Source organism: Curtobacterium sp. Csp2, assembly GCF_013347165.1.
On record NZ_CP054593.1, the window covers coordinates 2,517,928 to 2,541,488 of the forward strand.

At 72.2% G+C, this 23,561-nt stretch carries 23 protein-coding genes and 1 tRNA gene; 12 read left to right on the plus strand and 12 right to left on the minus strand.

The features are described 5' to 3' along the window. Nucleotides 1-124: 124 nt before the first annotated feature. Nucleotides 125-577: an SIP domain-containing protein gene (locus HUN59_RS12190; RefSeq protein WP_174778491.1), complete on the plus strand. Its 453-nt coding sequence runs from the start codon at nt 125-127 to the stop codon at nt 575-577. A gap of 157 nt (nt 578-734) precedes the next feature. Here the strand turns inward: HUN59_RS12190 and HUN59_RS12195 are convergent, their stop codons facing one another. Genes HUN59_RS12195 through HUN59_RS12205 form a run of 3 tightly spaced genes read right to left on the minus strand, consistent with a single transcriptional unit; the run spans nt 735 to nt 4,701 of the window. Further along, a complete protein-coding gene (locus HUN59_RS12195; protein ID WP_174778490.1) occupies nt 735-1,619 on the minus strand; it encodes a glycosyltransferase in 885 nt (294 codons plus the stop codon). Continuing rightward, nucleotides 1,616-3,148 carry a D-glycero-beta-D-manno-heptose 1-phosphate adenylyltransferase gene (gene rfaE2 / locus HUN59_RS12200; RefSeq protein WP_254629865.1) on the minus strand — a complete coding sequence of 511 codons (1,533 nt, stop codon included), beginning with the start codon at nt 3,146-3,148 and terminating at the stop codon, nt 1,616-1,618. The genes HUN59_RS12195 and rfaE2 overlap by 4 nt, the downstream gene beginning before the upstream one ends. Further along, entirely contained in the window at nt 3,145-4,701 is a 1,557-nt protein-coding gene (locus HUN59_RS12205) for an aldehyde dehydrogenase family protein (protein ID WP_174778489.1), read from the minus strand. The genes rfaE2 and HUN59_RS12205 overlap by 4 nt, the downstream gene beginning before the upstream one ends. 167 nt (nt 4,702-4,868) lie before the next feature. Here HUN59_RS12205 and HUN59_RS20105 point away from each other — a divergent pair, with 167 nt between their 5' ends. Continuing rightward, complete coding sequence (locus tag HUN59_RS20105) at nt 4,869-6,341, plus strand: glycosyltransferase (protein ID WP_368076161.1); 1,473 nt, start codon at nt 4,869-4,871, stop codon at nt 6,339-6,341. A gap of 152 nt (nt 6,342-6,493) precedes the next feature. Here the strand turns inward: HUN59_RS20105 and HUN59_RS12215 are convergent, their stop codons facing one another. Then, a complete protein-coding gene (locus HUN59_RS12215; protein WP_174778491.1) occupies nt 6,494-6,946 on the minus strand; it encodes an SIP domain-containing protein in 453 nt (150 codons plus the stop codon). 148 nt (nt 6,947-7,094) lie between these two features. On the opposite strand from HUN59_RS12215, the gene HUN59_RS12220 reads away from it, so the two are divergent. Then, nucleotides 7,095-7,688 carry a molybdopterin-dependent oxidoreductase gene (locus tag HUN59_RS12220; protein ID WP_114851152.1) on the plus strand — a complete coding sequence of 198 codons (594 nt, stop codon included), beginning with the start codon at nt 7,095-7,097 and terminating at the stop codon, nt 7,686-7,688. Further along, the gene (locus HUN59_RS12225; protein WP_174778492.1) at nt 7,685-8,485 is read left to right on the plus strand and encodes an FAD-binding oxidoreductase; all 801 of its coding nucleotides are present in this window, start codon (nt 7,685-7,687) and stop codon (nt 8,483-8,485) included. Before HUN59_RS12220 ends, HUN59_RS12225 begins: the two co-directional genes overlap by 4 nt. 117 nt (nt 8,486-8,602) lie before the next feature. Here the strand turns inward: HUN59_RS12225 and HUN59_RS12230 are convergent. Further along, nucleotides 8,603-8,674 (minus strand) — tRNA-Gly (locus HUN59_RS12230). A gap of 255 nt (nt 8,675-8,929) precedes the next feature. On the opposite strand from HUN59_RS12230, the gene HUN59_RS12235 reads away from it, so the two are divergent. The 3 genes from HUN59_RS12235 to HUN59_RS12245 all read left to right on the plus strand — a co-directional run bounded on the left by HUN59_RS12235 (nt 8,930) and on the right by HUN59_RS12245 (nt 11,013). Then, nucleotides 8,930-9,136, plus strand: coding sequence for a hypothetical protein (locus HUN59_RS12235; protein ID WP_058740417.1), 207 nt, complete (start codon nt 8,930-8,932; stop codon nt 9,134-9,136). Between the two features lie 507 nt (nt 9,137-9,643). Next, nucleotides 9,644-10,387: a hypothetical protein gene (locus HUN59_RS12240; RefSeq protein WP_174778493.1), complete on the plus strand. Its 744-nt coding sequence runs from the start codon at nt 9,644-9,646 to the stop codon at nt 10,385-10,387. After that, nucleotides 10,318-11,013, plus strand: a complete 696-nt coding sequence (locus HUN59_RS12245; RefSeq protein ID WP_254630064.1) for an AAA family ATPase — start codon at nt 10,318-10,320, stop codon at nt 11,011-11,013. The genes HUN59_RS12240 and HUN59_RS12245 overlap by 70 nt, the downstream gene beginning before the upstream one ends. A gap of 310 nt (nt 11,014-11,323) precedes the next feature. Here the strand turns inward: HUN59_RS12245 and HUN59_RS12250 are convergent, their stop codons facing one another. Continuing rightward, complete coding sequence (locus HUN59_RS12250; RefSeq protein ID WP_022903220.1) at nt 11,324-11,839, minus strand: hypothetical protein; 516 nt, start codon at nt 11,837-11,839, stop codon at nt 11,324-11,326. Nucleotides 11,840-11,924: 85 nt separating this feature from the next. Then, nucleotides 11,925-12,491: a hypothetical protein gene (locus tag HUN59_RS12255; RefSeq protein ID WP_174778495.1), complete on the minus strand. Its 567-nt coding sequence runs from the start codon at nt 12,489-12,491 to the stop codon at nt 11,925-11,927. 392 nt (nt 12,492-12,883) lie between these two features. Here HUN59_RS12255 and HUN59_RS12260 point away from each other — a divergent pair, with 392 nt between their 5' ends. Next, the gene (locus HUN59_RS12260) at nt 12,884-13,594 is read left to right on the plus strand and encodes a hypothetical protein (protein WP_022902696.1); all 711 of its coding nucleotides are present in this window, start codon (nt 12,884-12,886) and stop codon (nt 13,592-13,594) included. Nucleotides 13,595-13,866: 272 nt separating this feature from the next. Here HUN59_RS12260 and HUN59_RS12265 read toward each other — a convergent pair whose 3' ends face one another. The 4 genes from HUN59_RS12265 to HUN59_RS12280 are packed head-to-tail and all read right to left on the minus strand — an operon-like array spanning nt 13,867 to nt 18,128. Further along, on the minus strand, nt 13,867-14,718 hold the full coding sequence (locus HUN59_RS12265) for a universal stress protein (RefSeq protein ID WP_114851142.1): 852 nt from the start codon (nt 14,716-14,718) through the stop codon (nt 13,867-13,869). A gap of 55 nt (nt 14,719-14,773) precedes the next feature. Next, the gene (locus HUN59_RS12270; protein ID WP_174778496.1) at nt 14,774-16,381 is read right to left on the minus strand and encodes an ABC transporter permease; all 1,608 of its coding nucleotides are present in this window, start codon (nt 16,379-16,381) and stop codon (nt 14,774-14,776) included. Then, on the minus strand, nt 16,378-17,340 hold the full coding sequence (locus HUN59_RS12275) for an ABC transporter ATP-binding protein (RefSeq protein WP_254629866.1): 963 nt from the start codon (nt 17,338-17,340) through the stop codon (nt 16,378-16,380). Before HUN59_RS12275 ends, HUN59_RS12270 begins: the two co-directional genes overlap by 4 nt. Further along, complete coding sequence (locus HUN59_RS12280; RefSeq protein ID WP_114851140.1) at nt 17,337-18,128, minus strand: universal stress protein; 792 nt, start codon at nt 18,126-18,128, stop codon at nt 17,337-17,339. The genes HUN59_RS12275 and HUN59_RS12280 overlap by 4 nt, the downstream gene beginning before the upstream one ends. Before the next feature lie 252 nt (nt 18,129-18,380). Here HUN59_RS12280 and HUN59_RS12285 point away from each other — a divergent pair, with 252 nt between their 5' ends. The 4 genes from HUN59_RS12285 to HUN59_RS12300 all read left to right on the plus strand — a co-directional run bounded on the left by HUN59_RS12285 (nt 18,381) and on the right by HUN59_RS12300 (nt 22,691). Then, nucleotides 18,381-19,253: a universal stress protein gene (locus HUN59_RS12285; protein ID WP_167510069.1), complete on the plus strand. Its 873-nt coding sequence runs from the start codon at nt 18,381-18,383 to the stop codon at nt 19,251-19,253. A gap of 37 nt (nt 19,254-19,290) precedes the next feature. Continuing rightward, nucleotides 19,291-20,118 carry a universal stress protein gene (locus HUN59_RS12290; RefSeq protein WP_174778497.1) on the plus strand — a complete coding sequence of 276 codons (828 nt, stop codon included), beginning with the start codon at nt 19,291-19,293 and terminating at the stop codon, nt 20,116-20,118. 216 nt (nt 20,119-20,334) lie between these two features. Then, nucleotides 20,335-22,050 (plus strand): sensor histidine kinase, encoded by a 1,716-nt coding sequence (locus tag HUN59_RS12295; protein WP_174778498.1) that lies wholly within the window; start codon nt 20,335-20,337, stop codon nt 22,048-22,050. Next, nucleotides 22,050-22,691 (plus strand): response regulator, encoded by a 642-nt coding sequence (locus HUN59_RS12300; RefSeq protein WP_174779477.1) that lies wholly within the window; start codon nt 22,050-22,052, stop codon nt 22,689-22,691. Before HUN59_RS12295 ends, HUN59_RS12300 begins: the two co-directional genes overlap by 1 nt. Before the next feature lie 61 nt (nt 22,692-22,752). Here the strand turns inward: HUN59_RS12300 and HUN59_RS12305 are convergent, their stop codons facing one another. Beyond that, entirely contained in the window at nt 22,753-23,346 is a 594-nt protein-coding gene (locus tag HUN59_RS12305) for a DoxX family protein (protein WP_254629867.1), read from the minus strand. Nucleotides 23,347-23,561: the final 215 nt, after the last annotated feature.

Consider the following 23,561-nt stretch of genomic DNA (forward strand, 5'->3'; position numbering starts at 1 on the left):
CGCCAAGCCCGGCCGGGTCCGGCCGCGTGGTGTGTGTCCGGCAGGTGACGGCGCGGTCCGCGGCCCCGCTGGCAGGTCGCCGTGCGTCCGCCGGAGCGCCGCGGTCCGGCCGTACCCTCGGCACATGAGCGGGCACACGGGGCGGGCGGACGATGCGCACGCGGACGCCGCGGCGCCGGCCGACCGCGTCCTGCTCGCGGGTGCCGCCGACGACCTGCCCGAGATCCGCCTGCTGCTCGACGCCCTGCCCGACACCGCGTACGGCCAGGTCGTCGTCGAGGTGGCCTTCGCCGAGCAGGTCCGCATCCTGCCGGCACCGCCCCGGCTGAGCGTCACCTGGCTCGTCCGGTGCGAGCGCCCGTCGCTCCTGCCGTTGCTCGTCTTCGCCGACCACGGGGAACTCCTCGCCGAGGCCGTCACCGCGTGGGCGTCCGAGTGGGGCGTCTCGGGCGCCGAACCCCGCACCGCCGTCTGGATCGGTTGCGCCGACAGCCCGTGGGTCGAGCGCGCGCGCTCGATCGTCCAGCTCGGACTCGCCGACGCGGGTCAGCAGGTCCAGGTCGAGTCCGGCAGCTGACGCCGGCCTGGAGGCACGTGGCGGTGTGGTCCGCCTGGGCGCCCATCCGCAAGACGCAACGTCGGCGGTTCCTCGCAGCGACGCGACATACCGCTGCGAGGAGCCGCCGACGTTGCGTTTCGCGGAACCGCTGGATCGTCGAGCAGCGGGGCGGGCGTCAGTGGGCGGCGTCGGCGTGCTCGGGGAACAGCACGTCGGGGGCGTCGACCCGGCGGTCCGTGACGGTCGTCGGGCTCTCGAGGTGCACGGCCCCGGACGGCAGGATCCCGGCGCCGCCGAAGCGCTCCATGACCCGCCACTGGGCGACGACGTCCTCGCCGGCGTGCTCTGTGGGCAGCACGGGCCAGAAGCCGAACCCGCCGACGGCCTCGAGCGCCGCGCGGTCGTACAGGACGCAGGCCCCGACCCAGGCGACCCGGTAGGGAACCCAGCCGCCGGGCTCCACGTCGAGGTCCGCGGCGACGTGCGTCGGGTTCGCGGCGTTGTGCAGCGAGAGCCGGTCGAACGCCGGGGTGCCGCGACGGACGACCTCGGGGACGACGGGGCCGTCCCACGGCTCGTACACGGCGGTCTCGTGCGGCCGTCGGTCGTCCAGGTAGGACAGCCCCTGCACGGCACTGCCGACGAACCCGCAGCCCAGGGAGCGGAGCGCGTCGAGCATCCGGCGGACCGAGCCCGGTTCGAGCCAGACGTCGTCGTCGAGGTACAGCACCGCGGGTGCGGTGGCGTGGTCGAGCAGGTGCTGCCGGTGCTCGGCCAGGCCGCGCCGTTCCGGGTGCGCGAGGAGCGTGACGGGGCGGCCCTGTGCCTCCAGGACGCGCAGCATGGCGGCGACCGACGGCGCGGTGGCGGCGTCCTGCCCCGCGGACTGGTCGCTGAGGACGAGGCGGAACGCGACGTCGGTCTGGGCGGCGAGCCCGGCGAGGGTCGTGGCGAGCTCGGCGGGGCGTCCGACCGTCGGGACGAGGACGTCCACCTCCGCGTCGAGCGGGGCGTCGTGCGACGGCCGGGCCCACGCCCCCGACCAACGGGCGGGGGTCACGGCGCCGGGTCGGGCTCGACGGGGGCGGTGGGCGCTGCGGTCGTCGGGGTGGCGTCGTGCCCCGCCGCCGCCTCGCGGATGCGACGGACGACCGCCGTCGTGGAGTGCTCGGGCACGTAGTCGACCATGACGACCTCGCCGCCGTAGGCGCGGACCACCCCGGTCTCCTCGAGCATCTCGGGCGAGTAGTCGCCGCCCTTGACGTAGACCTCGGGGCGGAGCCGTTCAATGAGCGGGATCGGAGTGTCCGTGGCGAACACCGTCACGAGGTCGACGCACGCCAGCGCCGCGAGCACGCCGGCGCGGTCCTCGGCCGGGTTGATCGGCCGCTCCGGGCCCTTCAGCCGGCGGACCGAGTCGTCGTCGTTGAGCGCGACGACGAGCAAGTCGCCGAGCTCACGCGCCTGGCGCAGGTACGTCGTGTGTCCGCGGTGCACGACGTCGAAGCAACCGTTCGTGAAGACGACGCGGCGACCGGCGGCCCGGGCGGCCTCGACGGCGGTCGCGAGGTCGTCGTGGTCCACCACGGTGGCCGCGGGAGCCGTCACCGACTCGAGCAGCGCGGCGGCGGAGCAGACCGACGTGCCGGCCTCGCGGACGACGACGTCCGCGGCGGCCTGCGCGACCGTCACGGCGTCGCGCGCGGGGGCGCGCACCGCCAGCGCGACGGTCGCCGCCGCGCAGAAGGTGTCGCCGGCGCCGGACGCCTGCTGCTCGGACGCGGGGGTCGCACGCGTCCGGAAGCCCTGGTCGGAACCGGGCTCGAGCAGCACCGTGCCGTCCTTGTCGAGCGTGACGACGGCGGCGCGGGCGCCCGAACGGGCGAGCACCTCGGCGCGGGCGTCGACGACGGTCTGCACGCGGGCAGACCCGGTGCCGAGGTCGTGGCCGAGCAGGGCGGCGGTCTCGCCGGCGTTCGGCGTGACGAGGTCGGGGTGCAGGCCGGCCCAGCGGCGGAGGTCGTGCGCGTCCACGACGACGGCCGCGGGGCGGTCAGCGTCGAGCACGGGGACGACGTCCTCGGCCCGTACGCCGAGGTCGTAGTCGCACACCACGGCGGCGTCGGCGCACCGGACGGCCCGCCGGACGGCGTCGGCGAGACGCTGCCCGGTCGCGGCGTCGGGGGTCTCGGCGATCTCGTCGACGCGGACCACCACGCGGTCGCCGCCGACGACGCGCGACTTCGTGGTCGTGGTGCCGCCGGGGACCTCCACGAGGAAGGACGTGTCGACGCCGGCCGCGGTCAGCCGGTCACGCAGGACCCGGCCGGACTCGTCGTCGCCGACCAGCCCGACCATGCGGACGCGGGCGCCGAGGGCGCGGGCGTTCACGGCGGTGTTCGCGGCGCCGCCGGGGACGGCGACGGTGCCGGTGACGCGGACGACGGGCGCCGGGGCCTCGCGGGAGACCCGTTCGGCCTCGCCGACGGTCCAGCGGTCGAGGATGCAGTCGCCGATCACGACGACGAGGGGTTCGCGGTCGTCGACGGTGGCGACGAGGTCGCGGACGAGGCGGACGTCGGCGGTCACCGGGCACCACCGTCGGTGTCGGCGCCGGCGTCTGCCGTCGCGCCGGCGGTGGCTTCGGCGTCGGCGTCGACCGTCGCGTCGGCCCACGTCACGCGCGCCGGGGCCGGTTCGAGGTGCACCACCGTGGTGGTCGTCATCTCGTCGAGCAGGTGCGGTCCGTACCCGAACCCGGCACCGGAGGCGCCGCGCGGTTCGGCGCTGCCGCCGGGAGCACCGCCGAAGACCGCGTTGACCTTGACGGTCCCGACCGGCAGCTCCGCCGCGGCGCGCAGGGCGTGCCCGGTGTCCGCGGTGAGGACGGTGGCCGCGAGTCCGTAGCGGTCGGCCGCCGCCAGCCGGAGGCCCTCGTCGAAGTCCTCGACGACGCGGACCGGGGCGATCGGGCCGAAGGTCTCCTCGGTCATCGCGAGCATCTCGTCGGTGCAGTCGGTCAGGACCGTCGCCGGGTAGAACGTGCCCGCACCGTCCGGGGTGACCCCGCCGGTCCGCACGACGGCGCCGTGGGCGACCGCGTCGTCGACGTGCTCCTGCACGGTGGCGCGCAGCCGGTCGTCGACGAGCGGCCCGAACTCGGCGGCCGGTGCCGCCGTGCGGCGCTCGGCCTCGGCGACGAGCGCGGCGACGAACGGCTCGGCGACGGCGCGGTGCACGTAGACCCGCTCGACGCTCGTGCAGATCTGCCCGGTGTTGGCGAAGGCGCCGAGGGCGACCTGCGCGGCCGCCCAGACCGGGTCGACGTCACCGTCGACCACCACGGCGTCGTTGCCGCCGTTCTCGCGGATGACGTGTGCGCGGGTCGTCGCGGCGGCGGCCGTCAGGCGGTCCCCGGTCGCGGTCGAGCCGACGTGGGCGTAGACGTCGATGCCGTCCTGCTCGAGGAGCAGCTCACCGGTGGCCGCGTCGCCGTCGACGCCGACGAGCACGCCGTCCGGCAGCGCCTCCGCCAGGAGCTCGTTGAGCCGCGCGATGGTCGCCGGGCACCGCTCGCTGCCCTTGTGCACGACCGTGTTGCCGGTGACGACCGCGGCGCCGAGGATCCCGCACGCCACGGCGACCGGGTCGTTCCAGGGCGTCAGCGCGAGGACGACGCCCCGGGGGTGCGGCACGGACCAGTCGGCGGCGCCGAACTGCCCGCGGAGGGCCTCGCCGCGGTGGACCGGTCCGAGCTCGGCGTACTGCACGAGCGTGCCGATGCCGGCCTCGACCCCGCCGAGCGCGTCGCCGGGGACCTTGCCGGTCTCCCGGGTGTTCAGGTCGGCGAGCTCCTGCGCGTGCTCACGGAGGACCGCGGCCGCGCGGTGGAGTGCGGCGCCCCGCTCGGCCGGCGCAGTCCGGGCCCAGCCGGGCGCGGCGGCACGGGCGCGGGCGACGGCGTCGCGGACCTCGTCCGGGGTCGACCGCCGGGTGGTGCTGGCGACCGAACCGGAGACGGGGTCGGTGACGACGATCGCGGCGTCCGCAGCGGAAGTCGCATCGGCGTCCGCAGCGGAGGGAGCAGCAGGAGCGGCGGCGGCGGCGTCGGTCGAAGCGGGGGACGGAGCGGCGAGGGTCATGGTGTCCTTCGGATGCGCGGGCGGGAGGCACCACGCTGCCCGGCTGCTGCTGGGCGGCGGTCCGGGTTCGCTCCAGGCCATCCGCGAAGCGCAACGGCGCGCAGTGCTCAGCGCCGCCCAGCCGGTGCCCGACCGTGTTCCCGGGAGTCCTCCGGTAGACGGGTCGGGTGGAACTGATCGGCAACGGTGGAGAACGCTTCGACGACGTCCGGGAGATCGCGGTGCTCCGCGGCGGTGGACTGGGCGACCTGATGTTCGCGGTCCCCGCGCTCGAGGCCCTCGCCGCCGCCTACCCCGAGGCCCGCATCACGCTGCTCGGTGCACCGCTCGCACCGGCCGTGCTGCGCGGGAGGACGGACGCGGTGCACGCGTTCGAGGAGCTGCCCGTCGCCCCCGGCGTCCGTGACGGCGGTGAAGGTGCCCCGGACCTCGAGGCGTTCGTCGCACGCCTGCACGGTCGCTTCGACCTCGCGGTGCAGGTGCACGGCGGCGGCCGCAACTCGAACCCGTTCCTCCTCCGGCTCGGCGCCCGCCACACCGTCGGCACCGCCACCGAGGACGCCGAGGTCCTGGAGCGCTGGGTCCGCTACGTCTACTACCAGCACGAGGTGCTCCGCGGGCTCGAGGTCGCCTCGCTCGCCGGAGCGGCACCGGTCACCCTCGACCCGCGCGTCCGCGTGACGGACGACGAGCGGGCCGCCGTCCGTGCAGAGCTCGGCGTCGCCGGGCGGCTCGTCGCGGTGCACCCCGGCGCCGTGACCCCCGCCCGTTGGTCGGGGGCGTGGGCCCGGCCGTCGCACGACGCCCCGCTCGACGCGGAGGTGGACGTCCTCGTCCCGACGGTCGGACGCCCCGCCGAGCTCGCCACGACCCTCGCCGGGCTCGCCGCCCAGACCGACGTCGCGTTCCGCCTCGTCCTCAGCGACCAGTCCGCGGGGCAGGACGCCGCCACCGCGCCGTCGGTCGCCGCCATGCTGCGCGTCCTGGAGGCACAGGGCCGCCCCGTCACGCTCCTCGCGCACCCGGAACGGCGCGGCCTGGCCGAGCACCGGCAGCACCTGCTCGACCACGCCACCGCACCCGCGGTGCTGTACCTCGACGACGACGTCTGGCTCGAACCGGGCTCGGTCCGCCGGATGCTCGACGCGCTCCGCTCCCTGGGCTGCGGGTTCGTCGGCAGTGCCGTGCAGGGGCTGTCCTACCTGGACGACCGACGGCCGCACGAGACCGCCGTGTACGAGCCGTGGGACGGCCCCGTCGTCCCCGAGGTCGTCCGTCGCGGCACCCCGGCGTTCGACCGGCTCTCGCTGCACAACGCCGCGAACCCGACGCACGTCGCCGCGGACCTCGACGTGGAGCCCGGCGGCTGGGTTCCCTACCGGGTCGCCTGGGTCGGGGCCTGCGTCCTGTACGACCGCGCGGCGCTCGAGGCCGTCGGCGGGTTCGGCTTCTGGCCCGTGCTGCCCACAGAGCACGCCGGCGAGGACGTCGTCGCCCAGTGGCGGGTCATGGAGCGCTTCGGCGGCGCCGGGATCCTGCCGTCCGGGGCCGTGCACCTCGAGAGCCCGACGACCGTCACGGACCGCCGGGTCGACGCCCCCGACGTGCTGTTCCCCGAGCACGCCGACGCCGCCCACTGACGCCCGCCCCGCTGCTCGACGATCCAGCGGTTCCGCGAAACGCAACGTCGGCGGCTCCTCGCAGCGGTATGTCGCTGCGAGGAACCGCCGACGTTGCGTCTTGCGGATGGGCGCCCAGGCGGACCACACCGCCACGTGCCTCCAGGCCGGCGTCAGCTGCCGGACTCGACCTGGACCTGCTGACCCGCGTCGGCGAGTCCGAGCTGGACGATCGAGCGCGCGCGCTCGACCCACGGGCTGTCGGCGCAACCGATCCAGACGGCGGTGCGGGGTTCGGCGCCCGAGACGCCCCACTCGGACGCCCACGCGGTGACGGCCTCGGCGAGGAGTTCCCCGTGGTCGGCGAAGACGAGCAACGGCAGGAGCGACGGGCGCTCGCACCGGACGAGCCAGGTGACGCTCAGCCGGGGCGGTGCCGGCAGGATGCGGACCTGCTCGGCGAAGGCCACCTCGACGACGACCTGGCCGTACGCGGTGTCGGGCAGGGCGTCGAGCAGCAGGCGGATCTCGGGCAGGTCGTCGGCGGCACCCGCGAGCAGGACGCGGTCGGCCGGCGCCGCGGCGTCCGCGTGCGCATCGTCCGCCCGCCCCGTGTGCCCGCTCATGTGCCGAGGGTACGGCCGGACCGCGGCGCTCCGGCGGACGCACGGCGACCTGCCAGCTGGGCCGCGGACCGCGCTGTCACCTGCCGGACACACACCACGCGTGCGGACACGGCATGATCGGTCACGACCACCCTTCGAAGGAGCACCCATGGCGACGTTCACCCGCGGCTTCGGCGGACGCCGGGACGACCGCGACGACCCCCGGATCCCGCCGGGGCAGACCCTCGTACGGGACTGGCCCGTGCTGTCCGCCGGGGCGACGCCGGACATCGAGCCGGCCGACTGGAGCTTCTCGATCCGGACCGAGACCGGGCTGCACACGTGGACGTGGGACGAGGCGCAGGCGCTCGGCGTCGAGGACGTCACCGTCGACATCCACTGCGTGACGCACTGGACGAAGCTCGACATGCCGTGGCGCGGCGTCCCGCTCGACCGGTTCTTCGCCGACGTCGAGACCTCGCTCGAGTACTGCATGGTGCACAGCTTCGGCGGCTACACGACGAACGTGCCGCTCGACGAACTGCTCGACGGGCAGTCCTGGATCGCGTTCGAGGCGGACGGCGAGCCGCTCGAGCCGGAGCACGGCGGGCCCGCGCGGCTGCTCGTCCCGCACCTGTACTTCTGGAAGAGCGCGAAGTGGGTCCGCGGGATCGTCATGCAGTCCGACGACGAGCCCGGCTTCTGGGAGAACGCCGGCTACAACATGCACGGCGACCCCTGGAAGGAAGAGCGGTACTGGTGAGCGGGTCCTCACCGGTCGACGGCCTGGAGGCACGCCCCACCCCCGCCCCGTCCGCCGCGTCCCGCAGGCGGCCGGCCTGGCACCCGGCGACGGTCGCCGCCGTCGCGCAGGAGACGCCGAACGCGCGCCGCATCGTCCTCGACGTGCCGACCTGGCCCGGCAACGACCCCGGCCAGCACCTCGACCTGCGCCTGACCGCCGAGGACGGCTACCAGGCCTCCCGCTCGTACTCGATCGCCTCCGCCGGCGAGGGCACGCGGGTGGTCCTGGCCGTCGACCGCGTCGAGGGCGGCGAGGTCTCACCGTTCCTCGTCGACGCGATCGAGGTCGGCGACGGACTCGACGTGCACGGTCCGCTCGGCGGCTGGTTCGTCTGGCGTCCAGGGCGCTCCGACCGGCCCGTCCAACTGATCGCCGGTGGATCGGGGATCGTGCCCCTGCTCCCGATGGTCACCGCGCACGCAGACGCCGACGACCCGGTGCCCTTCCGGCTCCTCGCCGCGACGCGCACGCCCGAGGACGACTTCTTCGTCGAGGAGCTCGACGCGGCGCTGCGCTCCCCCGCGCCCCTCGAGGTCACGCACGTCTACAGCCGCCGTGCGCCCGAGGGGTCGGGGATGCCGGTCGGCCGCCTGACCCGCGACGGGCTCGAGCGTGCGGTGTTCCCGCCCGAGGTCGGCGCGCTGGTCTACGTGTGCGGGTCGACGCCGTTCGTCGAGCAGGTGCTGCGGTGGCTCGGGGAGCTCGGGCACGACGTGTCCGACGTGCGGGCCGAGCGCTTCGGCGGCGCCGGATGACCGCTCCCCGCTGACCCGTACCCGCTGACCCGTTCCCGCTGCCACACGACGGAGGCCCCGGTCGACTGACCGGGGCCTCCGTGTCGCGATGCTGACCGTGCTGCTTCGCGTGTTCCGAGCGGATGACGAGATTCGAACTCGCGACCCTCACCTTGGCAAGGTGATGCGCTACCACTGCGCCACATCCGCGTACTCGGATACTCTACCCCGACATCGGCCCGGTTCGCGGATCGCCTGCTCCACCGGGCGCGTCGCTCGCTGCGGCACGTCGGACCAATCCGGTACCCGACGGTCTCCGGATGACTCCTCGGTGCCGAGGACGGCCGCCCTCGGACACCGGGGTCACCCGCCCCGCTGCCCGGTCCATCGCGGTGACCCGAACGCTGCGAGGGACCGGGCAGCCAGGGTGCGGTGTTCCCAGCCCCCGACGGGTTCACTGGGTCCATGAGCTACGTGCACGACAACCCCGGCGGCACCGAGGCCCACGGCGTCGACCTGATCGACGGCGACGCCCCCGCGATCCGCATCCTCGTGCACGGCGACCTGCCGACGACGATCGAGCACGAGGACCGGGTCTGGCTCGCCACCGGCGACGCGCACGACGACGGCGACCCGACGGCTCCCCCGATCGCGATCTACCGGCCGGTCTGACCCGGAGCCAGGCTCCCGTCCGGCGGTGTCCGTCGGAGCCGGCGCCGCCCGATCGACCGGTCAGGCAGCTCCCTGCCGAGGTGCGTCTCCGCGTGTGCAAGTGCGGCTCCGGTCGCCGGCGGGTGCAGCATCGTGTCACCAGGGATGCGGGCGACGAGCCGGGCGAGCGCTGCTCGGAGCCGGTCGGTCGCGTCGTCGACTGGTGCAGGGTCGTGGTTCCCCCGCCGGAAGAGTCGGCCCAGGTCCATCGATCCACCGTGCCGATGGCCGCCGACCGACCACCCGGCTACGTCGCAGGACACAGTTCGTCCTCTGGGCTGACGTGTCGGCATGCGGTCCTCGGCACAGTGGGGTGGTGAGGGGAATCCGGTGGGTCGCGGCTGCAGTCGTGGGGGCTGCGGCCGCGACCGCGCTCACCGGCTGCGGTGCCGGTTCGTGGTGCTCACCGCTCGAGCCGGGTCCGTCGGTCACCGCGGAGTACGCGCCGACGGCGAAGCGTTGCCGGGGGTGGTGGCGGTCACCGCGCGGTACTGGCAGCCGGATGACTCGCACTGCGTGTCCCGGGAGCACCTCGAGACGGCCGCGTGGTCGGCGGACTTCACCGTTCGCGTCCGTGCCGGGTTCAGCCTCGAGCAGGTCCGCTCGGTGCGGGCGGCGCTCGGACCATCGACGGCGACCGTCACGGCGCCCGCCGGGCACGACCTCGCCGCGTGGGAGCTCGACCTGGCGAATCCGTCCGGTGCGACACCAGCGCCGTCCGCGGCGCCGCTGACGGTGGACGAACGGGGCTTCCGGTTGGTGACCGCGGCGGCCGCGCTCCCGAACGTGACGGTCGCACATCAGAAGGCTTCCACGACCGTCCGCGTGCGGACGCCTTCGTCCCTTCCCGTTGCAGCAGCCTGGCTGCGCGCGCACCTGGACGGCGTCGACCCGTCGTCGGTGTACGTCGGGACAGCGAAGACGTGGACGACGTACGTGTCGGTCACCGGCTCGTCACCGGTGTCGGAGACGACCGTCGAGACGGCGGCTCGAGTCGCCGCAGCGCATCCGGATGTCCGGAGGTTCTCCGTCTCCGGGTCCCTGGTGGCTGCGGTCGTCCCGACGGAGCGTCAGGCGAAGGCGGTCGTCGCCGCGTTCGAAGGGACACCCGCTGACTCGGACGAGCAGCGGGTGTCCGCGTGGTGGCCGGACGGGGACGGGACAGAGGTTTCCGGGACGGTCGGCTCCGCTGCCGCTCGACGCGTCGGCTGACGGACGAGCACGAACGACGTCCGCGCGGAGGACGTCACGGCACGGCAGACTCGGCGCATGGCAGTCGAGCGTGGTGGGCGGACCTGGATCATCACCGGCATGCCCGGGGCGGGCAAGCGACCGTCAGTGCGCGCCTCGCCGCTGCGCTGCCTCGCGCGGCCCGTGTCGCCGCGGACGACGTCAGCCGGATGGTCAGGTCCGGCGCGGTGTGGCCGCTGGGACACCCCGCGGACGAGGCCGCACGGCAGGTGGCGTCGTGCCACCGGAACGTCGGCGCGCTGACCACGAACTTCGTGACCGCAGGCTTCGACACGGTCGTCGACTGCGTCCTGCCCGACGCGCACCACCTCGACCACCTCCTCGGCGTGCTGCCGCGGGCCCCGATCTCCGTCGTGGTCCTGGCACCCGGCGGAGCGGCCTGCAGAGCCCGGAACGCCGCGCGGCCAGCGGCGGACCGCTTCGAGTTCGACGGGCACGAGGCGCTCGACCGCTCGATGCTGGACGGGTTCCGGGACCGGGGTTGGTGGATCGACACGGCGTCGCAGTCCGTGGACGAGACCGTTCGACTCGTGGTCGAACACGCGGTCGTGGGAGACCGCGGGCGCATCGCGGTGCACGCCCGGTGACGGCACGCAGATCGGTGCAGCCCTCCGCCGTTCAGGGGATCCACCGGTTGCGCTGCGGGAAACGCGAAAACCCCCGCCGAAGCGGGGGTTTCCATGTGGTGGGCGATACTGGGATCGAACCAGTGACCTCTTCCGTGTCAGGGAAATGTGCCGTCGAACGGCCTGCCCGTCGTGGCTGGCATCTGGCCCGAGATCCGCGCCGGTGCGGGCTTCCGAATGGAACCGACATCAACGGAGATGAACGGCGATGCGTACAGATTCGTGCCAAGAAACGTGCCACGAACTGGCGACGAGACGATGTCGTCCGGCATCACACCGGTGGGCGGCGACGGCCCGCTCGGACGTCCTGCCAGAAGTCGAGAGCCTGCTCTGACGTCCAGTAGTCGTCGAGCAGGGGAACGTCGCAGGGCATCATCCACCCGAGGACAGAGGCAGCTTGCCACGGCGAGAGGATCTCGGCCTGGCGCACGACGGCGGTCCAGGTCGGAGAGAGCGTCAGTCGGAGGACATCCCGAGGCTCGTCGCGCAGTGCGATGCGCTCGTACAACGACACGTCCTTGGTGTCGTCCCGGAGTTCCACGATGACGCCGTACCCGGCACCGAGGGAGAGCACCTGCGCACGCCCGCGGACCGCGGCGTCTTCGGCGTCGGTGTCGCGGCACTCGATGACGAGCAGTTCCCCGCCCGGACCGAGCGAGTGCGCACGGAGCGCCTCGCGCAGGAGGGACCACGGCAACTCGCGCCATTCAGTGCCCGACGCGCCGTCCAACGTGACGAGGACACCACCCCAGTGCTCGATCGTCGTTTCGGGGTGTACCTCGGTCAACGTGTCTTCTCCGTTCCGGATCCCCGTCCTTGACGGACGTCGTCCTCGGAGCACCCATGCGCGGACCAGGGCAACCCACGTCGACTCACCACAACTCGATGACGCCTGCGTCAGCGAGCAGCCGCAAGCACGCATCGGGCGCTCCGCACACCCGCTCGGTGAGACCGCTCGGGAGCGGTCGCTCGCCGAGCTGCGTTCCCGTCAGGTACAGCGGCGGGACTCCGAGCCACCGCAACGGAAGCGGCCCGTCGAAGAGGGTGTCCTTCGGTGCTGCGTAGAGCCGGTGCTGCGAAGCGGACATCCTGTGGGCAACGACGCACCGCCGGACCCGCTCGTAGTGCGCTCGCTCCGCGGCCTGAGCGGCCTCGGCAGTCCGGGAGGCGAAGTCTGCCCGAGTGGTCGCGCCCGGGAACATCCACTGCAATGCGGTCGTCGCATCGTCCACGACCGCGCAGTCTCTGCCGCAGCTGATGATCATCGTGGTCACCGGGATTCCAACCGCGGTCGTGAGGTCCATGGGTTCGGTTTCCAGCTCGGCTCCCGGGCAGCGCGAGAGTCCTGAGGTGAACCGAGAGAAGTGGGTCGTGCTGGCCATGCTCAACACGATGCGGCGGAACCCGAGTTGATCCAGCCCCTGGCTTGCGAAGATCACGGCTGACGCTCAACGGGTTGAGCGGTCTGGCAAGTCAGCCAGTTCCGCAGCCTGCTGCGGAAGTAGGGCCTTCTTTCTTCTTCTTAACTTCTTGAACACAGATATAGATCTGAAGAAGAAGAGGGATACATCTCCCCTCCCACCTCCCCCATACATATAGATCCCTATCCATAGCTCTTACCCTCCGGCCGGAAGGGACGAGACTAGTGCCCTGGACCCCCGCCGATCGGCATGCCCCTGCGGATAGCTCCGACTTCCGGACGTGAAGTCGGCGGGGAAGCCGGCCCCGCTGACCGACTGACGACGACCGGCACCCACAGCTCGTCCTGGTTTCGCCGCATACACGTGGATGAGGTCGTCAACAGGTCGGCCCTTAACACCAGGAGCCCCAGATGACCACCAGCACGAAGAACGTCCCGGTGACCGAGACCATGACCCTCCGCGAGCTCGCCGGCGCCGTCGGTGTCGCGATGGGGAGCGCCTACGCCTGGTCCTCGAAGGGCAAACTGCCCGCCGGCACCTACCGGGACGAAACCGGGAAACTGCGCATCCCCCTCACCAGCGCCGAGCCGTTCATCGAGGAACGCCGATCCGACAAGCGCCGGTTCTACGGGTACGGCATCGAACCCTTCCCGGACGACGTCGAGACCGTGGACCTCGCGTGGATCGCCGCGCAGCTGAACGTGACCCAGCGACGCGTGTGGGTGCTCAGCTCCGAGGGTGCCCTCCCCGACTCTGCCCGCCGCATCGGCAACTCGATCCAGATCCCCATCGACGATGCCCGCCAGTTCGTGGAAGAGCGTCGCACCACCCGCCGCCGACCGTTCCCCCGCCACCGCCACCCCGACCGTTCCTCCGTCGGCCTGGGCTGGATCGCGGATGAGATCGGTGTGCCGCGCCGGTCGCTGTACTACATCATCAACGTCGTGCCGCTGCCGGACTCCGCCTACTACGTGGGCAACGAGTTCCGAGTGCCTCGGCAGGACGCCTTGAGCTGGGTCCGCGCGTTCTGCGACGGACTGGGCGAGGACACCCCGACCGCGCGCCGTACCCGCCGCGTGTGGGAGCGGGCGCTCGGGACCCGCGCATCCTCAGCGCAGTGACGACGCCGCGCTGCCTGTCAGGCGATCTCGTCGACGTAGGCAGGCTGACTGTAGGACCGCCCTTGCCACCGCACCTGCACCGGCCACCACCCGCCCTGCGTGACCACGCCCTGCTCGCCGCTACGGACGAACGACCGGCTCACACCGCCGTGATCCTGAAGAGCTACCACGAGCGTACCTGCCTGCAACATGTCGTCTCCATCCTTGAACCGTTGATCGGTACAGGGGAGGTATGCGCGGAGACTGGCCGTTCGTGGGCGGTGTCGCCGGTGTCACAGGTCCGCGGAGGGCCTATCGAGCTGCTGGGGCACCACGCACACGGGGACGCGGCCGTCGTGCACGAGGTGTTCTCCTACGGACCCGAAGAGACTGCCGGCGACGGCCGACCGGTGGCGTCGTCCGATGACGATGAGTGCCGCGGCTTCTCCGCTGCGCTGCAGGACTGCTGCCGGGCGCCCCTGACGGAGCTCCGCGCGCACGCGCAGGTCAGGGAGTTCTCGGCTCACCCTGCGGATGGCAGCGTCCAGTTCGAGTTGTCCCTCGTGCTCCCAGCGTGGCGCGTCCCGCGCGAGGTACACCCGACCGATCGGCGACACGCTCGTCGGTGGTTCCCAGGCTCGGACGAGGACGAGGTCGCCGCCGCGTTGCCCAACTCTCTCCGAGGCGAACTCGAGTGCGCTCGTGGCCGTCTGGGCTTCGACACCGACCACGACGGAAGGAGCGGGAGTGGGCTGCCACCGTTCGGGTACGACCACCACCGGGCCTTTCACCCCGGCCATGACTCGTTCCGCGACACGACCGGTGACGGACGCCCAGACCCGGTCGCTGCGGCGTCCGCCGATCACCAGGATGTCCGATTCGCCGGTCTCCCCAACGAGTCGACCCAGTGTCGGGCCGTTCATGACTTCCTGCTCGATCCTGAGATCGGGATGCCGCTCGGTGAGCAGATGCCGTGCGATCGTCAGCCGACCCGTTGAACGCTCCGCTGCCTCACCGAACCGCTCGTGGATGGTCACCAGCCGTACTACGTCACCATCCGCGACGTTGTGCGCGATCCACTGGAGCGTGTTCCAGCCCGCCGCGGTCTCGTCGATCGCGACGCTCCAACGCACCTGCTTCAGCATCGTCGGTTCCTTTCTCGTTCCTCGGTCGTCCGCTTCCTTGCGCTCGGCGTGCTCGTCAATGGTCTGACCCCGTGTCCCTGAACCGCATAGCGAGCGCCGAGATCCCGACGACGAGCGCGCCGGCCGTGATCGCGACGGCAGCGGCCACGCTCGGCCCCGTGTGAAAGGGATCCACGACGTGCTCGAACGGGCTCAGTCGGCGCAGCGATTCCGGCAAGCCGGCGATGCTGCCGTACTCGCCGACGAAGGCCGCGGCAGCGTAGAGCGACCAGGCGAGCGCCACGCTCGTGCGCGGCACGATCGCGACGACGAACGCGGACACGGCGAGCATGACGAGCACCGCCGGCAGTTGGCCGAGCGGCGCTGTCGCCCAAGGCGCCGACGTGCCGCCGACCTCCCCCGCGGCGACGGCCGCGACCAGTCCGGACAGCAAAAGCACCACAGCAGCGACCGCGCCGGGGAGTGCAGCGAACGCGAAGAACCACGCCGTGCGGCTGGCACCGCTGACGATCAGGAGATCTGCTCGCGCGCTGGCCTCCTCCCGCCGCAGTCGGAGCGCTCCCTGCACGCACATGGCCGAGACCAGGACTCCGATGGTCTCTGCACCCAGTCGGACGAACGACTCCGACACGTACTGCGCTCCGCCGCCCATGGCCGTGATCGTCCTCGTGACCGCCGGAGATTCGGAAGTGCGCTGGTCGGTGACCACACCCGACAGTGAACCGACGAGCGCACTGAAGGCGAGGATCGCGATCGTCCACGTGACCAGGACCGCCCGGTCGAGGCGGACAGCCAGGCCGAACGCTCCCCGCAGCCACAGGCGGGCATCCGCTCGTCCCGGTCGGTGGCCGATGGTCGCCGACCCGACATCTCGACGGCCCGCCGTGACGACGGCACCCACGCCGGCCGCGACGAAGAGCGTGGGTCCGAGGACGAGGGGCCAGAGCGACTGCTCGCCGAACGGCCGGGTCGCCTGCGCCCAACCGATCGGACTCGCCCAGCTGACCCACGACGGTCGCAGGACCAGCGTGCGCATGTCTGCGGTGCCGGTTGCATCCCCGATGCCCCGGATGAAGTACCACGCCACCAGGACGATGGCTCCCGTGGCGTTGGTGGCGCGTCCAGACGGGAAGAACTGTGCGAGGAGCAGGACGACTCCGGCCGTACCCACCCCGGTGCCCGCGCACGCTGCACCGAACAGCATCGATCCGCCCGGAGGCTCCGCTGTGAGGGCGGTGCCCGATGCAACCGCGACACCGGCGATGGCGTTCCAGGCCACCACGAACAACAGCACACTCACGACTGGTCCGGTCCGGGCCGTCGCGGTGGAGCTCAGAGTGTCCCCGAGACCACTCTGCTCGGCCGCGCGACTGTGCCGGGTGACGAGGAAGACGTTCATCATCCCGACCAGGAAAGCGACGAACGACAGGCTGAGGGCGGTCAAGAACGCCCCAGCAGAGGCGCCGTCAGGTGTCCCTCTGAACACCAGGACGACGGGCGTGGCGAGGAGTACGCGGAGCGTGGCCGCACGAGCGGCTCCGGTGGGGAACGTCGCGGCGACCTGGACGGTGACCAGCGACGTCGTGACCGCGAGCCCCAGGACCCAGCCGACGAGCTGCCACAGGTCTGCCCGGAGGCGTGACCGGACCAGCAGCAGGATCATGACGTGCTCCATGCGGTTGCCGCCGAGACCGACTCGGTCTCGTACTGGTGCAGGAACAACTCCTCCAGGGACGGCGGAGCGATGACGAGACCGGTGACGTCGAGTGCCGCGAGCCGGGGGAGAGCGGCCACGACGTCCGACTCCGCGACGCTGCAGGAGAACCGGGCGCCCGTCACGGAGAGATCGCGCGCTTCGGGCAGGGCGGCGCGCACCTCACGGATCGATCCTGCGGCGTCGAAGGAGACAGTGGTCCGCGTGCGCCGTCGCAGCTCCGCCATCGAGCCCGTCTCGACCACCCGACCGGCGCGGACGATCGAAACGGTCGTGCAGAGCGCCTGTGCTTCGCTCAGGACCTGGGACGACAGGAGCACGGTCGCTCCAACGTCGTGCGACGCTCGGACGTGTCGCGCGAACACCTCCTGCATCAGGGGGTCGAGTCCCGTCGTCGGCTCGTCGAACAGGTAGAGCTCCGCCGGGAGGAGCAGTGCGGCGACGAGGAGAACCTTCTGGCGGTTGCCTCGCGAGTACGCACGGACGCGTTTCGTGGGGTCGAGTGCGAAATCCTCGAGCAGCGCGGCCCGCTTCGCTCGGACGGGACGGGATCGCACCGCGCCGCCGCGCAACGAAGTCAGGAGGTCGATCGTTTCGCCCCCGGTCAGCCCGGGCCACAGAGCCGCGTCCCCGGAAACGGCCGCCATCCGGCGGTGGAGCGACACCGCGTCGCTCCACGGATCGCCACCGAGCACTCGGACGTCCCCGCGCGTCGCCTTACTGAGACCGAGGAGGATCCGCATGGTGCTGGTCTTGCCCGCGCCGTTCGGCCCGAGGAACCCGTGCACCTCCCCCGCGGCGACGTCCAGGTCGAGGCCATCGACTGCTCGGACACGCCCGTAGCGTTTCTCGAGCCCGCGGATCCGGACGGCGGCAGAGCCCGTCAGCCCGGTCGACGACCGATTCACCGGACGACCGCGACAGGCGTGCGGGACGCGCGGACGACCTGCTCGGTCACTGTTCCGGCCCTCGCGCGCCGGTGTCCCGCTCCGATGACGAGCAATGACGCGGCCTCGGCGGATTCCACGATGCGCCGCGCCGGCGGACCCGCAACGAGTCGCCGGACGACGTCCACGTCCGGCGCCTCGGCGAGAGCGTCCTCCACCTGTTCCTCCAGCATGCGCAACCGACGGGTCCGCTCGACGCCGCCCGGGTCCTCGGCACCATTGCCGTGTCGGGGTGACCATGCGCTGACGGCCACGATCGACTGTCTCGTGCGCCGCGCCTCCTGAACCGCGAAGCGCAGCGAAGGACGCGACGAAGCGCCCGGATCCACCGCGACGACGATCCCGTCCCGACGTGCCCCGGGCGCGAGCGGAACGACCACGACCGTGCAGGGGGCCGCGCCTACGAGGCGGTCCGCGAGCGAGGGCCGCGAGCCACGCGCTGCCGGCACCCCGTCCCGGCCCACGACGAGGACGGAGTCTGCGTCCACCGAAGCGAGCAGCACCGCGGTCGGGTGCCCACGGTGCACCTCGACGTCCACCCGAACGGCGTGGTCGGTGTCGATGACGGCGTTGACGGCCGCCCGCACGGAGAAGTCGGCGGTCGACAGGGACGGCGCGGCAGAGTCCGCTGGGACAGCGTGGACGACGATGAGGCGGTTCGGCCCGCCTTCAACGCGATCCAGTGCCCACGCGAGTGCGCCGCGAGCCGCGGACGACCCATCCCACCCGACGACGAATCGTCTGGTCATCGCTGACCCCTTCCCGGAGGCGGTCGGTACCCCCTCCGCTACGAGGCTGCGGGTCCATCCGCCGCGGGAACAGTGTCGAAGGTCCCGGTGCGCCCGGACCGACCCGGCAACCGTCTCGGAATGGAGAAGCCTGCCAACACCGGTAGGACGTTCGACCCTCCACGGCTCGCTGTGGTCGACCTACCGTCGTGGCAGGCGACCACCGCGGTCGCCAGCCGGGCACAGACCGGAAGAACCTGCCGAGGAGCAACCATGACCAGCTACACCGTCGCGGTCGACGACACCGACGCCGGCTCGCGGACCATCGAATGGATCGACGAGAACCTCCGTCCAGGAGACCGCGTTCGGCTCCTCACGGTCAGCGAGCTCTACTCCGAGACGGTGCTGCGGACCGAGCAGCGGCTCGAACAGGCAGAGACGCGGTTGCGTCGGCGTCACCCTGGGCTGATGGTCGAGCAGTCCGTGCCGGAGGGGCCGACGGTGGAGCGACTGCTGCTGGACTCCGAGGACAGCGACGTCCTCGTGCTCGGTGCCCGTCAGGCGCACGTCGTGCTCGCGACGCTCGGCGGCCGGATCGCTGAACGCGTCGTGGCACGTACCACCGTGCCCGTCATCGCCGTCCCCGAGCACTGGCACCACGGTGCGGGCCCGGTCGTGGTCGGCGTCGACGGTCGGACCGCCTCGGCCGCGCTCGCGTTCGCCGCGGACCAGGCTGCTGTCCGTGGCAGCGAACTCGTCCTCGTCCGGGCCTGGGACATCCCGCTGACGATCTCCCCGTACGCGAACATCTACCTCGCGGACGACCGGGAGCTGTGGGAGCACGAGAGCACGCTCGAGCTCCAGGCCGCGAGCCGTGCCGTGGCGGACCGCCACCCAGACCTCGTCGTCCGCGCGGCTCGTCGACACGGCCAGACCGCGGCCGCACTCCTGGAGGAAGCCGGGGCCGATGCCTCGCTCATCGTCACCGGGCGACGACACCGGACCGCCATCGGGGCGTTCCTCGGAGGTTCGGTCGGTGAAGCGCTGATGCACCGCGCCCACTCGCCGGTCTGCATCGTCCCCCAGCCGGCCGCCGCAGTGCCGGCGACGGCCTCAGCCGTACCCTCGCCGGCGGAGGTGCATTGACATGCGAGACGCTGCGGCTCCCGTTCCGCAACACGTCGTGGTCGGCATCGACGAGCACGTCGCGAGTCTGCGCACGATCGACTGGGTGATCGAACGGGACCTTCCGTCCGGTAGTCGCGTAGACGTCGTCACCGTGACGAACGGATGGTCGACTGATCCCCGCGTTGATCGAGCGCTGGTGGAAGCAGCAGCTGCGCGGCTCCGTGGCCGGAGTCACGTGGACGTCGAGACCCTGGTGCGGTTCGGCCTACCCGACCGCACGTTGCTCGAAGCCGCCGCCGACGCTGACGCTGACCTGCTCGTGATCGGCAACCGTCGTCAACACCGAGTCCGTACCGCGCTCGACGGCTGGATGCCCGAGCGCGTGCCGACAGTCGCCGACCTCCCGGTCGTGGTCGTCCCGGAGGACTGGGAACCCGTCGACGGCGATGTCCTCCTCGGGGTCGACACGGCGACCGGGGACGCGGCGTTGCGTTTCGCCGCGGAAGAGGCGCTGCGGAGCCGACGCCGTCTCAGCGCGCTCCGCGCGTGGAAGCTTCCGGTCACGACGGCGACGGGCGCGCTGAGCGTGCTCGAGGACCCGCAGCTGTACGAGGACCACAACCGCGCCATCCTCGCCGACAGTGAGCGGCTCCTGCACCTGCGCTACCCCGGGTTGCGACACCGCCCACTGCTCGAGGAAGGCGACCCCGCGGCACGGCTCCTCGCCCACGCCCCGTTCGCCTCACTCGTCGTCGTCGGCCGTCGACACCGGACAACCCTCGGCGGTGTGTTCACCGGTTCCACCGCCCACGGCCTGATCACACAGGGGCGCACACCGGTGGCAGTGGTGCCGCAGCGGCGACGCGAACTCCTGGACCGATGAGTCTGCCTGGCGTCCTGGGTGCGACGAGGTCGTGGGACCTTGGTCCTACCGCTGACTCCAGCGCTCCTCTACATTGCTCACCGCGGGGCGCCTGATCCGGACCCGAAGCGGATCGAGCGCCCCGGTCCGGTCGAGCGCCTGCACCGCGGTCAGGGACCGTGGACTCCATTCAATCAGCCGTCCTAGGATCGGATTTTCCACACCCGAAGGGACCTCATGGTCGAACCGCTCGCATTCCCGGATGCTCCGCGTTCCGCACTCGAGCGCACCATCGATGAACTGGTCGACCGTGCGCAGGCGGTGCTCCGCACGCAGGGCAGATTGCGGAACCTCCTCGCCGCGAACCGGCGGATCGTCGAGCACCTGGCCCTCGAGGACACGTTGCACGCGGTCGTGGCCGCGGCCCTGGAACTCGTCGACGCGGAGTACGGCGCGCTCGGCGTGATCGCACCGGACGGCGAGGAACTCGAACGGTTAATCCACGTCGGGATGGACGAGGAGCACGTCCGGCGCATCGGACACCTCCCCCGAGGCAAGGGTGTGCTCGGGGCCGTCGTGCAGGACGCGCGCCCCGTCCGGTTGGAGCACCTCGGTGAGGACCCGCGCTTCGCTGGGTTCCCGGCGGGTCACCCGCCGATGGAGGGGTTCCTCGGGGTGCCGCTGCGGGTGCGCGACAAGGTCTACGGCAACCTCTACCTGACGAACCCGCGTCGCGGGCACTTCACGCAGGAGGATCAGGAGCTCGTCGAGGCGCTCGGCGCGACCGCAGGCGTGGCTATCGACAACGCGCGTCTGTTCGAAGAGAGCCGGCTGCGCGAACGGTGGGCGACCGCGACGGCCGACGTCAGTTCGGCGCTCGTCGCGGACGAGTCCATCGAGGACGTCCTCACGATCATCGCCGACCGGGTCCTCGCGTTCGTCGACGCGCACCTGGTCACCGTCGTCCTGCCCGACGCCGACGCCGACGCCGAGTACCTGCAGGTGGCGATCGCGGTCGGTCCTGTCGCGGACCCGGTCCGCGACCGCCGGTACCCCGCCGCCGAATCGCTCGCCGGGCGTGCCATCGACACGGGTGCCGTCGTCGCGGACACGACCGGAACCGCGGTCGCCGGGGTCGAGTGGACGCCCCCGCTCGGGCCGACGATCGCGATCCCGCTCCGGGTGGCCGGCGACGCACTCGGCGCGCTCGTCGTCGCCCGCGGGCCGGGCGGCCCGGTGTTCGCCGACGCCGAACTGGGCATGGCGGGCGAGTTCGGCCGGCAGACCAGCGTCGCACTCGCAGTGGCGCGGGGCCGTCGAGACCGACGGCGCCTGGAACTCGCCGAGGACCGCAGCAGGATCGCCAGGGACCTGCACGACCATGTCATCCAACGGCTGTTCGGATCCGGACTGGCACTGCAGGCGACCGCCCTGCGCGTCCCGGAGGACCTCCGCGACCACCTCGAGGAGCAGGTCAGCGCCATCGACGCGGCGATCGCTGAGGTCCGCACAGCGGTCTTCACGCTCGGCAGCTCCGACCGCCGAGCCGCACGGAGCACCCGGGAACGGCTGCTGGACGTCGTCACAGAGCTCCGCCCAGCACTCTCCCGCCCGCCTCGCATCACCTTCAGCGGTCCGGTCGACATCGACGTTACGGGGGCGCTCGCCCACGACGTCGTCGCCGCGGTTCGGGAGTCCGTCGCCAACGTCGCGCGACACGCCCCGGACGCGGAATGCCGGGTCGAGGTCGCCGTCACCGACGACGCCGTGCAGGTGGTCGTCGAGGACGACGGCCCTGGTCCCGGGTCGAGCGAGCGTCGGAGCGGTACCGCCAACCTGGCCGCCCGCGCGACGATGCGCGGCGGACGCTACGAGCTCGGCCCCGGGGCCGACGGCGGCACCACCGTCGTCTGGGCCGCACCCCTCGGACGAACCGAACGGAAGGAACCATGATGATCAAGGTGTTCCTCGTCGACGACCACGAGATCGTGCGACGCGGCGTCGCCGACCTCATCGACGCGCAACCCGACCTGCAGGTCGTCGGCGAAGCCGCCACCGTGCGGGACACACCGGGACGGGTGGCCGCGACCCGACCCGACGTCGTCGTGCTCGACGTCCGCCTCCCGGACGGCAGCGGCGTCGACGCGTGCCGCTCGGTGCGGTCCGCGCACCCGGAGATCGCGTGCCTGATGCTGACCGCGTACGACGACGAGTCGGCGATGCAAGCAGCGCTGCTCGCCGGCGCGTCCGGGTACGTCGTGAAGGACATCCGCGGGCAGACCCTGGTCGAGGACATCCGGCAGGTCGCGGCAGGTCGCAGTCTCCTCCCGGCCGTCCCGGTGGCGCAGGCGGTCGAACGCATCACCAGGCGGCCGGACGACGACCTGCCGGACCTCACGCTCCGGGAACGGCAGGTGCTCGAACTCATCGCCGTCGGGTTGACGAACCGCCAGATCGGCGAACGGCTCGATCTCGCTGAGAAGACCGTGAAGAACTACGTGTCCGGGCTGCTCGCCAAACTGGGACTCGAGCGCCGGACACAGGCCGCGCTGTACGGCGCCGACCACGGGATACGCAAACCCGACGCACGGTGACACGACAGAGCCCGAGGACGGGATCTCTCGTCCTCGGGCTCTGTCCCTGCGTCCGTTCGGCTCAGATGAGCCACGGCGCCTTGCGAACAGCGGGGAGTCGCTTCCACCAGACACCGAGCCCCCACGTGTCCCCGGCCGAGAGCACGGCGACCACGATCAGCGCGAGCGCGTAGACGATGTGGTAGTCCACGAGCGGGTTCGTCGATGCTGCGTTCGCGGCGAAGGGCCACTCGGCGAGGTACATGAGCAGCATCAGGACGGTCCCAACGACCGCGCTGATGCGCAATCCCACACCCGCCATCACGGCGACGCCGATCCCGAGCATGCCCGCCATGAACAGGACGTCCGTCGTCGGGCTCGCGATGGATGCGAAGAAGCCCTTGAGGGGCCCGCTGACGGCGTCGCTCATGAGGAAGCCCTGGCTCGGTTTCCCGCCGTGGATCCACGCCCCCGCCGACGGCGTGGAGAAACCGAGGCCGAAGGTCTTGTCGAGGAATGCCCAGAGGAAGATGAACCCCGTGGCCAGGCGCAGCCCGCCGAGCGTGCGTCGACCCGCTGAGGTGGTCACGAGGGCGCGTTCCGCGCGAGCCGGCTCGCGGCGGTTGGTCACGGTCTGCCGCGGAGTGTAGTGGATGCGGTGCGTCGTGGTGGTCATGGTGCTCATGTCCCTTCGGACTTCATCGGGGCTCCTTCTGCCCCGCTGATGCCATCCTTCTCGGGGCCCGACGGCTGGAGCAGGGCCGAAGGTCCCGCCGCGAGGAACTCCACGTCGGATCAGAAGACCGTCAGTGCTCGGGCCCGGAACTGGTTCCGCACCCGCTCGAGCAGCGGCTCGCCCGGTGGCTGCACGCCGTGGAGCGTGTACCGCAT

Excerpts from the sequence above, each read along its gene's own strand:
- HUN59_RS12190 (WP_174778491.1), top strand. The coding sequence starts at position 125 with ATGAGCGGGCACACGGGGCGGGCGGACGATGCGCACGCGGACGCCGCG.
- HUN59_RS12205 (WP_174778489.1), bottom strand. The coding sequence starts at position 4,701 with ATGACCCTCGCCGCTCCGTCCCCCGCTTCGACCGACGCCGCCGCCGCC.
- HUN59_RS12215 (WP_174778491.1), bottom strand. The coding sequence starts at position 6,946 with ATGAGCGGGCACACGGGGCGGGCGGACGATGCGCACGCGGACGCCGCG.
- HUN59_RS12220 (WP_114851152.1), top strand. The coding sequence starts at position 7,095 with ATGGCGACGTTCACCCGCGGCTTCGGCGGACGCCGGGACGACCGCGAC.
- HUN59_RS12235 (WP_058740417.1), top strand. The coding sequence starts at position 8,930 with ATGAGCTACGTGCACGACAACCCCGGCGGCACCGAGGCCCACGGCGTC.
- HUN59_RS12260 (WP_022902696.1), top strand. The coding sequence starts at position 12,884 with ATGACCACCAGCACGAAGAACGTCCCGGTGACCGAGACCATGACCCTC.
- HUN59_RS12265 (WP_114851142.1), bottom strand. The coding sequence starts at position 14,718 with ATGCTGAAGCAGGTGCGTTGGAGCGTCGCGATCGACGAGACCGCGGCG.
- HUN59_RS12270 (WP_174778496.1), bottom strand. The coding sequence starts at position 16,381 with ATGATCCTGCTGCTGGTCCGGTCACGCCTCCGGGCAGACCTGTGGCAG.
- HUN59_RS12280 (WP_114851140.1), bottom strand. The coding sequence starts at position 18,128 with ATGACCAGACGATTCGTCGTCGGGTGGGATGGGTCGTCCGCGGCTCGC.
- HUN59_RS12285 (WP_167510069.1), top strand. The coding sequence starts at position 18,381 with ATGACCAGCTACACCGTCGCGGTCGACGACACCGACGCCGGCTCGCGG.
- HUN59_RS12295 (WP_174778498.1), top strand. The coding sequence starts at position 20,335 with ATGGTCGAACCGCTCGCATTCCCGGATGCTCCGCGTTCCGCACTCGAG.
- HUN59_RS12300 (WP_174779477.1), top strand. The coding sequence starts at position 22,050 with ATGATCAAGGTGTTCCTCGTCGACGACCACGAGATCGTGCGACGCGGC.
- HUN59_RS12305 (WP_254629867.1), bottom strand. The coding sequence starts at position 23,346 with ATGACCACCACGACGCACCGCATCCACTACACTCCGCGGCAGACCGTG.